Here is a 13,040-nt window from a genome sequence, read left to right on the forward strand (position 1 = left end):
GAGTCGTTACAGTCTGTCACATCAATAGTCGTTACAGTCTGTAACCGCTGGGGATTAGAGGAGTAGACCGTGTCAGCTGCCCCACACATCACCGCACTCGCCGAAACGTATCGACCGGTACCGCTGCTACAGGGCAAAGTCCTCGTGATAGCGGGCGTCGGCCCCGGACTCGGACACTCGCTGAGCATCGAAGCCGCCCGCATGGGCGCGAACCTGGTCCTGGTCAGCCGCACCGAGCACAAGCTCGACAAGATCGCCGCGCAGGTACGCGCACACGGCGGCATGGCCCTGGTCGCACCCGCCGACATCACCGTCGAAGAGCAGCGACAGTCCCTGGTGGATCGCACGCTCGCCGAGTACGGGCGCATCGATTGCCTGATCAACAATGCCTTCGCGATCCCCCCGATGAACCCGATCACCCAGATCGAGATCGACCACCTGCGCACTGTGAACGAGACCAATGTGTTCGCACCGCTGCGCCTTTCGGCCTTGTTCGCCGATGCACTGGCGGCCTCGCGCGGCTCGATCATCATGCTCAACTCATGCGTGTCCTACAGCTCACAACCGGAGTACTCCGGCTACAAGCTATCCAAAGGCGCACTCCAGCATCTGGCATCGTCGCTGGCCACCGAGCTCGGCCCGCGCGGCATCCGGGTGAACAGCATCGCGCCCTCCTATGTCTACGAGGACATCAACAAGGCCTACTTCGACTGGCTGGCCGGCCAAGCCGGAGTCACACACGCCGACATCTACCGAGAGAAGGCCGCACCGACCGATCTGCAGCGCCTGGCCGAGCCCGAAGAAGTCGCCCGCGCCGCGCTGTTCCTGGCCAGCGATCTGGCCACCGCCGTCACCGGGCAGATGCTGACCGTCGACTGCGGCGAGTTCCATCGATGAGTACAGGAGCAACCATGCCAAAGCGAATCGTCCTGTGGGGCACCGGCGTCGTCGGCTCTATGGTGCTGGCCGAGATCCTGCGCCACCCACGTTTCGAACTGGTCGGCGTCGGCGTCAGCAACCCCGACAAGGTCGGCAAGGATGCCGGCGACCTCTGCGGAGCGCGGAAAACCGGTGTCCTGGCCACGGATTCGGTCGACGAGCTGATCGCACTGCGCCCCGATGCGGTCGTGCACTACGGTCCCACCGCCCAGTTCGCCGACGAGAACATCAGGGTGATCAGCGCATTCCTGCGCGCCGGCATCGACGTGTGCTCGACGGCCATGACACCGTGGGTGTGGCCCGCCATGGACAAGACCCCTGACCTGTGGCGCGATCCCATCACCGACGCGTGCACCGAGGGCGGAGCATCGTGCTTCACCACCGGCATCGACCCCGGCTTCGCCAACGACCTGTTCCCCATGACCCTGATGGGACTGTGCGGTGCGGTGGAGTCGGTACGGGCCTCGGAACTGCTCGACTACACCGACTACGAAGGCGCCTACGAATTCGAGATGGGCATCGGCCATCCGCCGGAATTCCAAGCGCTGCTGGAACATCCGGACCTGCTGATCATGGCCTGGGGCCCGACGGTGCCCATGATCGCCAGCGCCGCAGGCATCGAACTCGACGCCATCACCACCACCTGGGACAAATGGGTCACCCCCGAGGATCGCCCGTCGGCCAAGGGCATCGTGAAACCGGGCAACGTCGCCGCCATCCGATTCACCATCAACGGCGTCTACCAGGGCCGCGAGGTCATCACCCTCGAGCACGTCAATCGCATCGGCCGAGACGCCGCGCCGCACTGGCCGGCTGGAACCCGCGACGACGTCTACCGCGTCGACATCGTCGGCTCCCCGTCCATATCTCAGGAGACCCAATTCCGGTTCACCGACGGTTCCGGCCGCACACCGGCCGTTGCGGGCTGCCTGGCCACGGGCATGCGCGCGCTCAACGCCGTACCCGCGGTCAACGAACTGCCGCCCGGGTGGGTAACCGCACTGGACCTGCCGCTGATTCCGGGCGCAGGCACGATCCGCTGAGTAGCAGCGGCGCACAGCGGGGTTTCAGACCGAGCCGCCTTTCACGACCGTCCACCGGGTGACCGGCGATTGCGGCCGCCAGGTCGCAATTTGCCCAGTGTCCGTCCGTCAGGACGCTTCGCCTCCCGTGCCGGAACCGTTGAGCCCCAATAGCACCGAACGCATTACGCGGACGCCCCATGCGCCGAGCCGGATCCGGCGGCGAGGTAGGCCAATGCGGCCCGTGCGGCATTGGCGCCGCACATGCCGTGCGCACCCGGCCCGGGCGGGGTCGCCGCGGAGCAGATGTACATGCCGGGCAGGCCGATCGCATACGGGGACAAGGTGATTCGCGGCCCGAATACCAGCTGGCGGATATCCTTCGAGCCGGTCATGATGTCACCACCGGTGAAGTTGGGGTTGTCGGATGCCAGTTCGGCGGTGCTGCGGACCGCCAGGCCGATGATCCGGTCCCGGAATCCGGGTGCGAATTGCTCGATGCGGGCGATGATCGCCTCGGTGGCATCGCCGGTATAGCCGTTGGGGACGTGGGCGTAGGCCCACACCGGGTGGATGTCGCCTGCCGAGCGTTGCGGGTCGGCCAGATACTGCTGGCCGACCAGGACGAACGGGCGCTCCGGCAGGCGGCCGGCGTGGATATCGCGTTCGGCCGCCGCGAGTTCGGCGAAGGGACCGGCGAGGTGGACGGTGCCCGCGCGGCGGGCGTCCGGATTCGCCCATGGCACCCCCGCTTCGACCGCGAAATCTACCTTGAATGCTCCAGGTCCGCGGCGAAAGTTCCGATAGGCGTGGGTGATTCGGGGTGGGAGCCGGTCACCGAGAATCCTGGCAACCGCTTCCGGAGCCAGGTCGAACAGCGTCACATCCGACGGCGGCAACTGTGTCACGGTGTCGACACGAACGCCGGTCTCGACCTTGCCGCCCAGATCGGCGAGCAGTGCGGCCAGCGCGCGGGTGATGGAATGGGAACCTCCGGCGGCCACGGGCCAGCCGTGGCGGTGGCCCGCGGTCAGGATTCCCATCCCGATCGCCGAGCTCATTGGATAGTGCAGCGGCCGGAAGGCATGGGCCGCGACACCCCCGAACAGCGCCCGCGCCTCCTCGGTCCGCAAGACCCGGGCGAGCGCCGAAGCGGGCAGCGGGGTCGGCGCACCGAAGCGGGCCAGCGTCAGTGGGTGCCGGGGCACCCGCAGCAGCGGTCGCAGGATGTCTTCGGCCAGCGCGTCGTAGCGCTCGGACGGCTTGCCGAACAACGATTTCCACACCCACCCGTCGCGCCCCAGCCCGGCGGCAGTGCGCTCGATCGAGCGGTACAGCACCCCGGCGCGGCCGTCGGAGAGCGGGTGCACACAGTCGATTTCCGGTGTGCACCAGGACAATCCGTAACGCTCCAGCCCGAGCTCGGCCAGGAACGGCGAGCCGACGGCCATGGGATGCACAGCTGAGCACTGGTCGTGCAGCAGTCCGGGCACGATGGCCGCAGCGGTGCGGGTGCCGCCGCCGATCTCGCTGCTCGCCTCGAGGAGGGTGACCTCGACGCCCGCTTGGGCGAGGGCCACGGCAGCGGCGAGTCCATTGGGCCCGCCGCCGACGACGGTCGCGATGGTCATGCCAGCGCTCCGTATCCGCGATCCTGCGCGTCGGGAATCCCGGCCGGACGGGCCGCTTCCCGATCCGGGCGGGTCCAGGTAACGGCCAGTGGGATCGGACCGTTCGGCAGCCAGGGCTGTTCGGCCACCGCGTCGGCGACGGTCCAGGTGCCGCGCTCGATGACCCCGAGCGCCGCGTCGATGACCTGATAGTGCTGGACCTTGCTGCCCCATGCCTGTGATTCCACCCAGACGACGACGGCCTCACCGGGTTCGAACCGGGCCTCGCGCTGTACGGCGGCGATGAAGTCCACATTGTGCAGGTGGCCGTCGCCGAAGTTGAAGCCGATCACCGAGTTGCACAGGAACTCGCCCTCGCGCACGGTGCGGGTATCGATATCCGGCAGATTCTTCAGCAGCACCGAGAACAGTCCGCGGCCCTGGCTGTGCATAGTGCGCCAGGCGACGACCTGCTGCATGGTGACTTCGGCCCACTGGGGCTGATAGCCGAATTCGACGAACTGATCGACCTGATTGCTGGCAGTGCGCGTCACCCGATCCAGTTTGCCCTCCGCGCCCGGGGCGAAGGCCCACACCGCCGACGCCCAGTTGCCCGCATATTGCCGCATGGACGGCAGGAACGACACCTTGTCGGGGCGGAAGTTGCCCAGGATGGGGAAGAACAGCAGCCCGGCGAGCAGTGCGCCGGCCAGCCACGGCGAGGAGAGGTCGAACGGCCCATAGCCGTCCCAGTTCGGGAAGCCCAGGAACAGGAACACCGACGCGTAGGCGAACAGCAGATTCCATTCCAACGGCACCGCGAGCGGGAACGTCGACACGATGAACAGGTGGAAGATCACCATCACCGCCACCGCCGCCACCGTGAGCCAGTGGTTCGTGGAGAACAGCAGCACCAGTGGCGCGATCACCTCGACGGTGGTGCCGCCGACGTGCGCCATCACATCGGCGATCCGGGACGGGCGCAGGTCGCGCGGAAAGTCGCGGTAGTGCGCGCGTTTGAACCAGGCGAAGGGCACCGACGGGCTATTGCTCACCATGGGCGGCACCACCAGCGAGAAATGCTTGCCGAATTTGGACACGCCCGCGCCCACCCACACGACCACGATGAGCAGTTTCAGCGCGATGATCATGTCGACGAACGGCAACACAGCGAAGCAGAACAGCGCGGGCAGGTACTGTTCGCCGCGGGCGGCGAGGAAGATCGTCTTGTCCCGTAATCCGTTCAGGATAAGCAGCACGATCGGCGCGACCAGCAGCGCCGGAGCCACCAGGCCGGAGGTGTTGTCCGGCAGTGCCGCCGAGAGCGAAGCACTGTGTGCGCCGGGCCAGAACAATGCGATCGCCACGCTCAGCAGCAGCGCGACATACAGGGTGATGTCGAACCAGCCACGCCGGTCGCCGGCGGTGAACGGCACCCACTTCCACGGCCGCAGCCGGATGGTTCGCGGCCGCGCCCAGAACAGGATGCCGCCGGTCATGGGTTTCACCTTGCCCGCCAGCGGACCCCAGGACCCGGCGATGCCGATGCTCTCCAGCAGCACGGTCCACAGAATCGCCTTCTGATAGACGATCGGCTGGTTCCACCACTGGCTCACATGCCAGAAGGCGGGCAAATGCGAGGTGGTGGTCGCGACCACGATGCCGCCGAGGGCGTACAGCACGATCAGTTTCAGGATGTAGATCGTGTGCACCATGCGCGGTGAGCCGAAGCCGTGTTCGACCCAGTTGACAGCGAGAACCCGCATCCGCTCCATCAGTGGTAGGCGCAGGAAGGCTTCCGGCTCGACGGCGGGTAGATCGGGCGTGGTGAATCCCATGACGGTGCTCCTAACCGGTGAATAAGTGTAAGAATCAGGACTTTTCGGCGTCAAGGCGGCGCAGCGCGGGCTTGTCGATCTTGCCGACGGCGTTCTTGGGCAGCTCGTCGAGAATCCGGATCGACACGGGCAGCTTGTATTTCGCCAGACCTTTGCGGGTGTGCTCGCGAATTGTGTTGGTATCCAATGCGGATCCGCTGGCGAGAGCGACGAAGAGGATCGGCTGTTCGCCGTAGACGGGATCGGGTCGTCCCACCACGGCCGCCTCGGCGACCTCCCGCAGCCGGTAGACGACGGTCTCGATCTCCTTGGGGTAGATGTTCTCGCCGCCGCGGATGATCATGTCCTTGGCGCGGTCGACCAGGATCAGATAGCCGTCCCGGTCCAGCCGCCCGATATCGCCGGTGTGTAGCCAGCCGTCCACCACGGTGGCGGCGGTCTCGTCGGGCCGATTCAGGTAGCCGCGCATGACATTCGGGCCGGAGATCAGGACCTCGCCGCTCTCCCCCGCGAGCGCATCGGAGCCGTCGGCAGCCAGGATACGGATTTTCTGGCCGGGCAGCGGCAGGCCGACGGTGCCCGGCTTCCGCTGTCCGGCAATCGGATTGAGAGTGCTGGCGCAGGTACCCTCGGAGAGCCCGTAGCCCTCGACGATCGAAATACCATAACGGGACTCGAATTCGGCGAGCAGCTCCACGCTCGCCGGAGCGGCCCCGCAGATGCCGAAGCGTACCGATGAGGTGTCGGGCCGCACATCCGCGGGCAGGTTCGCCAGCATCGTGTAGATGGTGGGGACCGCGGAAAAATAGGTGGCCTGGACGCGTTCGATCCTGGCCAAGAAGGTCGCCGGATCGAATCGGCCCGCGACGCTGGTGCGGCCGCCCGCCAGCAGCGGTGACAGCACCCCGACCACGATCCCGTTGACGTGGAACAGCGGCAGGATCAGCAGGCTGTGGTCGGCCTCGGTCAGCGCCAGCGCGTCGATGACCATGCCGCACATGGCGAGCAGGTTCGCGTGGTCGAGCATGACGCCCTTGGGCCGCCCGGTGGTTCCGCTGGTGTAGATGAGCAGCGCCAGCGCGTCCGCACCGGTCGCGACCGGCTCGGTGTCCGGGTCGGTTCCGTCCATGCTCAGCTCGCGCACCGGAACGACAGCGCGCACCGGGCCGTCGAAGGCCCGGTCGGTGATGAGCACCTCAGCGCCCGCGTCGGCCAGTCGGTAGGCGACCTCGTCGGCGACCAGCGCGGGGTTCACCGGCGTGACCGCCGCGCCCACCCGCCACGAGGCGAACAGCGCCACGATCAGATCGGCGGTATTCGGCAGCATGACCGCCACCACGTCGCCGGTGCCGACGCCGTATCCGCGCAGCCTGGCCGCGGCCCGGCGCACCAGTTCGAGGAAGCGGGTGTTGTTCAGTTCGATGCCGTCGTCGGCGAGAGCGGGTGCGTCCGGGCGGACGGCCGCTCGCCGGTCCGGTAGTGCGGAGAGATTCATGAGCCACGTCCTTGCTGGAGGGAAAACGCTGGCGACAACGGTAGAAATCACCGACCCCCACGCCACCGTCGTGCGTCGACGAAGTTCTCCGCAGCACTCGTCTCCAGAAGACGAAGGCAGGTCCCGCGAATCTCCCGCCACCGCCCGTCTCCTGGAACTACCGTGGATGTGTGACGATTGCGCGGCGCGACGGCGAGGTCGCAATGGGCCGCTATGTGGAAGCGATCGCCGCCCGGATGAACGCCCGGGTGACGCAGGTGAGCGCGACCATTCGCACCGCCCTCGAGGAGGACATCGCCGATCTGCGCGGTAGTCGCCGCACTGCGGATCTGCTCGGCGCCAGCGTCGAGGCCAATGTCGACACCCTGTTACACGCGCTGCGCTACGACATCCCGGTCGAGGGCATCCAGGCCCCGAGCGCGGCCGTCGAATACGCCAGACGGCTCGCCCAGCAAGGGATTCCGGCCAATGCGCTGGTGCGGGCCTATCGGCTCGGGCAGCGCCGGTTGACCGAAATGGTGTTCGCCGAATTGCACGCGATGAACATTCCGGCCGCCGACCGCATCACCGCCATCGAGCAGATCACCGCGATCCTGTTCGACTACATCGATCGCATTACCGAGCAGGTCGTCGTCATTTACGACGAGGAACGTGAGCGCTGGCTGGAGCACCGCAACAGCCTGCGCGCGCTGCGTGTCCGCGAACTGCTCGCCACGCGCAAGATCGTCGACGCCGACGCGGCCTCGACCGCGATCCGGTATCCGCTGCGCTGGCATCATGTCGCACTGGTGCTGTGGTACCCGGAATCAGAGGACGACGAGATCCCACGGCTGCAGCAGTTCGTCCGCGAACTCGCCCAGGAGCTGGCCACCGATGCGAATCCGTTGTTCATCGCCACCGATCCCGCCTGCGCTTGGGCATGGCTGCCGTATCGGGCGGACCCGCGTGACCTGGCCGCGCCCATCCGCGCCCGCGCGGTGACCCGGCCGGGCTCCCCCGGTATCACGATCGGCCCGGCTGGGGCCGGTATCGACGGATTCCGCACCTCACACCGGCAGGCCGAGCGGGGCCAGGCCGTGGCACTGGCCCGCGGACTGCCGAATCCGATTCTCGCCGCCACGGATCCGGGGCTGTCGACGGCGGCGCTACTGGGCGGCGATCTCGCCGAGACCCGCGACTGGGTGGGCGAGGTACTCGGACACCTGGCCTGCGACACCGAAAGTGACGAGCGCCTGCGCGAAACACTGCGCATATTCCTGCGCTCTGGTTCGAGTTTCAAGGCAGCGGCCGACGAACTCGGCCTGCATTTCAACTCGGTGAAGTACCGGGTCAGCCGCGCCATCGTGCGCCGCGGCAGGCCGATCGCGGCAGACCGGCTCGATGTCGAACTCGCCCTGCTGGCGTGCCACTGGTACGGCCCGACGGTGCTGTGGACTCATCCGGGCTGACCACACCGGTCCAATCCGTCCGGTCCACCGGGCCGGACACGCTAGTCACTGTGCCGAGGACAATGACGGGCCCGTACTTCGTCCTCCCGAGACAATGGCACGCGCCCGGCGCCGACCTACCTTTCTCGCCATGAACAACGGCGGAACACGACGCGAGATCGCCGCTGCGGCCCGCACGCTGGCCCATCGCGCCGATCAGCTCGCGGCGGAGTTGGCCCGCGCGATCACCAAGGAGGTTGTGCTGTACGGGGCTGCGGCGCCGCTGCCGTTCGGTGTCGTGGTCGCCGCGGTCACGGAGAATCTGCGCACCGTGCTCGACGGCCTGGCGACCGACGCGGACTTCGACACCGCTCCGGCCACCACGGTCGGCGTCGAGCGCGCCCGCGAGGGTGTCCCTCTGGCCGCGGTCATGGATGCCTACCGTGTCGGTTTCCACCGTTTCTGGGACGCCCTGTTGGGTGTGGCCGAATCCGCCGGCGCCGAGGCGCGCCACGAGCTCACCGCGAAAGCGCTTGCCGCACAGGGGCTCTACACCGATGCCATGGCTGTCGGCTATCGGGACGAGCAGACCCGGCGCGTCCAGCACGAGACCGGAACCCGCGCCGCCCTCATCGACGGCTTGCTGCACGGTCGACTCTTCGATCAGTGGAGCGTATGGGAGGCCGCGGACTACCTGCGACTACCCACCGCCGGCCCGTTCGTGGTAGTCGCCGCGCAGGCGCCCGCGCTCGGAGCCGACGCACTGCCGGAGATCGAGCCCAAACTGCGCAGCCTGGACGTCTTCTCGGCCTGGTGGCCGCTGCCGGAGCTGCACATCGGGATCGTCACCGTACGCACCGAGACGCAACTGACCAATGTGCTTGCCCTGCTGTCGCGTGCCGCGACCACCCGGGTCGGGGTGAGCTCGCGCTTCGAGGATCTCCGCGACACCGCACAGGCGCTGCGTTATGCCCGCATTGCACTGCGCGGGCGGGCGCGGCCGGATGCCCTCGTATCGGTCTTCGACAGCTCGATACTCGGCAGCGCCGCAGTGAGCGCGCCTGAGGTGACTACGAAACTCGTCGCACCTCTGTTCGATTCCTTCGCCGAACTGGCCGAGGACGAACGGCAGGTGCTATTCGACACCTTCCGGGTATGGGTGGAGAACGACGGGTCCCTGCGGGCCACCGGCGAACTACTGTTCTGCCACCCCAATACGGTGCGCTACCGGCTGCACCGCATCGAGGAGCGCACCGGCAGATCGCTGTCGCGGCCACGGGATCTGGCCGAGCTCTGCTTCGCCTTCGAAGTGCTGCGGCGGCTGCTGTGACCGCGCCGGCCCACACACCCGGCTCCACGCTAGCCGACGACCGCCCGCAGGCCGGTGTCCTCGCGAACACGGTCACGGCATCGACATTGTCCGGCGAGACAACGACTCCGATCTTGCGCCGGAAAACCATGGAGAGATCGGCGAAACGCTGTCGAAAGGGGCTTCCCGTGTCGAATCTCGCCCTCAACCTCGTTACCGGAGCACGACAATGGCCGGATCGGATCGCCACCCGGGTCGACCGGCACACGCTCACCTACACCGAGTTGGATGCCGCCGCCGCGCGCACCGCCGCCTTCCTCACCGCCGCGGGCATCGAGCCCGGCGACCGAGTGGGGTTGATGCTGCCGAACACGGCTGCGGTGCCGGTGGCCTTCTACGGGATCCTGCGCCTGGGTGCGGTCGTGGTGCCGATGAACCCGCTCATGCGCGCGCGGGAGGTGGAGTTCTATCTGACCAATACCGACGCTCGCGCCCTGTTCGGCACTCCGGACTTCGCCGACGCCGCCACAACGGCCTGTGCGGCGACGGGAACCCGGTGCTGGATCGTCGACGACGCCGAATTGGACTCGCTCACAGCGGATCTGGAGCCGTTCGGCGCGCCGGTCGAATGCGCCGACGCCGATACCGCGGTCATCCTGCACACCTCCGGCACCACCGGCCGTCCCAAGGGCGCGGAACTCACCCACGGCGGTCTCGGCAGCAATCAGGACGTCACCGCACGCACGTTGCTGCACCTGACGCCCGAAGATGTGGTGCTCGGCTGCCTGCCCCTGTTCCACGTCTTCGGCATGACCTGCGGCATGAATGCCACGCTGGCCTCGGGCGCGACCCTCACCCTGCTGCCGCGCTTCGACGCGGCCACTGCGCTCGAGATCATCCGCCGCGACGGCGTCACCGTGTTCGAGGGCGTCCCGACCATGTATTCCGCCCTGCTGGCCGTGGCCGAGCGCTTCCCGCCGGAGGCCACCGCCACCCTGCGCACCTGCGTCAGCGGCGGGGCGGCACTACCGGTGCAGGTGCTGCACGAATTCGAGAAGGCCTTCGAGGCGGAGATCCTGGAGGGCTACGGGCTGTCGGAGACCTCTCCGGTGGTGGCGTTCAATCATCCCGGTACGCAGCGCAAACCGGGATCGATCGGCACGCCGGTCGAGGGCGTGCGCATGCGGCTGGTGGACGAGCACGGCATGGAGACGCCGCCCGGGGAGCCTGGCGAGATCCAGGTGCGGGGCCCGAATGTGATGAAGGGCTATTGGAATCAGTCCGAGGCCACCGAGGCCGCGATTCGTGACGGCTGGTTGGCCACCGGCGATATCGCGCGCCGTGACGACGACGGCTACTACTTCATTATCGACCGCAAGAAGGAACTCATCATTCGCGGCGGCTACAACGTCTATCCGCGCGAGGTCGAAGAGGTGCTGTATCAACATCCCGCGGTCGCCGAGGCGGTCGTCGTCGGATTGCCGCACGCCCAGCTCGGCGAAGAGGTCGGCGCTGCCGTCGTCCTGAAACCCGGCGCGCAGGCGGATCCGGACGAGCTGCGCGTCTTCGTCAGGGACCGCATCGCCGCCTACAAGTACCCCCGCCGCGTCTGGTTCGCGGCGAGTCTGCCGAAGGGACCGACTGGCAAGATCCTGCGCCGCGCGGTGGAACGACCCGATTTTCCCGAATTCAAGGAGACGTGACGCACATGGTGACAAATACCGACCAGGCCGACGAACTTGCGGCCCCGCTGGATTTGCTGCTGACCAGTTCGGCCCTCGGCATCGGCCGCCGCATGCTGCCCAACAACTCGTGGAGCCGGCTGGCATTGCAGCTGGCCCGCCGTCCGGGCGTGGTCGGCGAGCGGGTGTCGGCGCTGGGCCAGGAGCTGGTGCAGATTGCGCGCGGTCGGTCGGACCGGGTGCCCGCCAAGGCGGACAAGCGCTTCGCCGATCCGGCCTGGCAGGGCAATCCGCTGCTCAAGCGCAGCATGCAGGCGTATCTCGCGGCCAGCGACACCGCCGAGACACTGCTCGCCGACTCACACCTGGATTGGAAGGACGACCAGTGGATGCACTTCGTTGTCGACAATCTGCTGGAAGGACTGTCGCCGAGCAACAATCCGCTGCTCAATCCGCTGGGCTGGAAGGCGCTCATCGACACCGGCGGGCTCAGCGCGGTGCGCGGACTGCGGCGCTTCGTCAGCGATATGTCCAGTGCACCACGGGTTCCCGCCATGGTGGAGCCGGACGCGTTCACCGTCGGGAAAAATATCGCCACCACATCGGGTTCGGTGGTGTTGCGCACCGAGGTCTTCGAGCTCATCCAATACACGCCACGGACCGAACAGGTGCGCACCCTACCGCTGCTCATGGTGCCACCGGTGATCAACAAGTACTACATCATGGATATCGCGCCGGGCCGCAGCATGATCGAGTACTTCCTCACGCAGGGGCAGCAGGTGTTCGCCATCTCCTGGCGCAATCCCACCGCCGCGCAACGTGATTGGGGGTTCGACAGCTACGGGCAGGCCATCATCGACGCGCTCGACGCCGTCGAGAAGATCACCGGGAGCGAGCGCACGCATCTGCAGGCATCCTGCTCCGGCGGCATTCTCGCGGCCATGACCGCGGCGCATCTCACCGAGATCGGGCAGGATCACCGGCTGGCCGGACTGACGCTCATGGTTACCGTGCTCGATCAGAGCCACGCCGGATTCGCCGCGGCAGCGATCGACGAGGAAATCGCCCAGATGGCGATCGCGATGTCGGCGCGCAAGGGCTATCTGGACGGTCGCGCCCTCGCCGAGGTATTCGCCTGGCTGCGGCCCACCGATCTGGTGTGGCGGTACTGGGTCAACGACTATCTGCAGGGCCGCGCGCCCGCGCCGTTCGATGTGCTGTTCTGGAACGCCGATACCACCCGCATGGCGGCCGCGCTGCACCGCGACATGGTCATGCTCGGCGTGCACAATTCGCTGACCGTCCCGAATTCGGTGCGCATGCTCGGCACGCCGGTCGATCTGTCCCGGATCACCGTGGACAGCTATGTGGTAGCCGGACTCGCCGACCACATCTCGCCGTGGCAGGCCTGCTATCGCAGCGCCCGCCTGCTCGGCTCCAAGGATCTACGGTTCGTCCTGTCCACCAGCGGCCATATCGCCGCGCTGGTGAATCCGCCGGGAAACCCCAAGGCCGCCTATCGCATCGGCCCCGCCGACGAGGCCGATCCGGGCGCATGGGTGAATTCCATACCGCAGCAATCGGATTCGTGGTGGCCCGATTTCGCCCTGTGGCTTGCCGACCGCAGTGGCCCACGTAAAGACGCGCCCGCCACGCTCGGAGCCCCCGATCTGCCGCCGCTGTACCCGGCGCCAGGAACTTATGTGCTCGCTCACTGA

General features: G+C 67.3%; 9 protein-coding genes. 6 read left to right on the forward strand and 3 right to left on the reverse strand.

Features of this window, described 5'->3' with window-relative positions; genetic code table 11:
• The first annotated feature begins 69 nt into the window (after positions 1-69).
• Positions 70-897, forward strand: a complete 828-nt coding sequence (locus tag AB0J29_RS05530; protein WP_364779682.1) for an SDR family oxidoreductase — start codon at positions 70-72, stop codon at positions 895-897.
• Positions 898-911: 14 nt separating this feature from the next.
• On the forward strand, positions 912-1,982 hold the full coding sequence (locus tag AB0J29_RS05535) for a dihydrodipicolinate reductase (protein ID WP_364779685.1): 1,071 nt from the start codon (positions 912-914) through the stop codon (positions 1,980-1,982).
• Positions 1,983-2,146: 164 nt separating this feature from the next.
• On the opposite strand, the gene AB0J29_RS05540 is transcribed toward AB0J29_RS05535, so the two are convergent.
• Genes AB0J29_RS05540 through AB0J29_RS05550 form a run of 3 tightly spaced genes read right to left on the reverse strand, consistent with a single transcriptional unit; the run spans position 2,147 to position 6,904 of the window.
• Positions 2,147-3,592, reverse strand: a complete 1,446-nt coding sequence (locus tag AB0J29_RS05540) for an NAD(P)/FAD-dependent oxidoreductase (protein WP_364779688.1) — start codon at positions 3,590-3,592, stop codon at positions 2,147-2,149.
• Positions 3,589-5,409 carry a DUF3556 domain-containing protein gene (locus AB0J29_RS05545; RefSeq protein WP_364779691.1) on the reverse strand — a complete coding sequence of 607 codons (1,821 nt, stop codon included), beginning with the start codon at positions 5,407-5,409 and terminating at the stop codon, positions 3,589-3,591. Before AB0J29_RS05545 ends, AB0J29_RS05540 begins: the two co-directional genes overlap by 4 nt.
• A 34-nt stretch (positions 5,410-5,443) precedes the next feature.
• Positions 5,444-6,904: an AMP-binding protein gene (locus AB0J29_RS05550; protein WP_364779694.1), complete on the reverse strand. Its 1,461-nt coding sequence runs from the start codon at positions 6,902-6,904 to the stop codon at positions 5,444-5,446.
• A 170-nt stretch (positions 6,905-7,074) separates the two neighbouring features.
• Between AB0J29_RS05550 and AB0J29_RS05555 the strand changes: the two genes are divergently transcribed.
• From AB0J29_RS05555 to AB0J29_RS05570, 4 genes are all read left to right on the forward strand, one after another.
• The gene (locus tag AB0J29_RS05555) at positions 7,075-8,352 is read left to right on the forward strand and encodes a helix-turn-helix domain-containing protein (protein WP_364779697.1); all 1,278 of its coding nucleotides are present in this window, start codon (positions 7,075-7,077) and stop codon (positions 8,350-8,352) included.
• A 130-nt stretch (positions 8,353-8,482) separates the two neighbouring features.
• Positions 8,483-9,661: a helix-turn-helix domain-containing protein gene (locus AB0J29_RS05560; RefSeq protein WP_364779700.1), complete on the forward strand. Its 1,179-nt coding sequence runs from the start codon at positions 8,483-8,485 to the stop codon at positions 9,659-9,661.
• 167 nt (positions 9,662-9,828) lie between these two features.
• Positions 9,829-11,343, forward strand: coding sequence for a long-chain fatty acid--CoA ligase (locus AB0J29_RS05565; RefSeq protein ID WP_364779703.1), 1,515 nt, complete (start codon positions 9,829-9,831; stop codon positions 11,341-11,343).
• A gap of 5 nt (positions 11,344-11,348) precedes the next feature.
• A complete protein-coding gene (locus AB0J29_RS05570; protein WP_364779706.1) occupies positions 11,349-13,040 on the forward strand; it encodes an alpha/beta fold hydrolase in 1,692 nt (563 codons plus the stop codon).

It is taken from the genome of Nocardia sp. NPDC049707, from assembly GCF_040674855.1.
Taxonomy (GTDB): Bacteria; Actinomycetota; Actinomycetes; order Mycobacteriales; family Mycobacteriaceae; genus Nocardia.

What these genes read in the sequence shown, in the direction of transcription:
- AB0J29_RS05570 (WP_364779706.1), top strand. Translation starts at nt 11,349, where the DNA reads ATGGTGACAAATACCGACCAGGCCGACGAACTTGCGGCCCCGCTGGAT.
- AB0J29_RS05560 (WP_364779700.1), top strand. Translation starts at nt 8,483, where the DNA reads ATGAACAACGGCGGAACACGACGCGAGATCGCCGCTGCGGCCCGCACG.
- AB0J29_RS05540 (WP_364779688.1), bottom strand. Translation starts at nt 3,592, where the DNA reads ATGACCATCGCGACCGTCGTCGGCGGCGGGCCCAATGGACTCGCCGCT.
- AB0J29_RS05550 (WP_364779694.1), bottom strand. Translation starts at nt 6,904, where the DNA reads ATGAATCTCTCCGCACTACCGGACCGGCGAGCGGCCGTCCGCCCGGAC.
- AB0J29_RS05545 (WP_364779691.1), bottom strand. Translation starts at nt 5,409, where the DNA reads ATGGGATTCACCACGCCCGATCTACCCGCCGTCGAGCCGGAAGCCTTC.
- AB0J29_RS05535 (WP_364779685.1), top strand. Translation starts at nt 912, where the DNA reads ATGCCAAAGCGAATCGTCCTGTGGGGCACCGGCGTCGTCGGCTCTATG.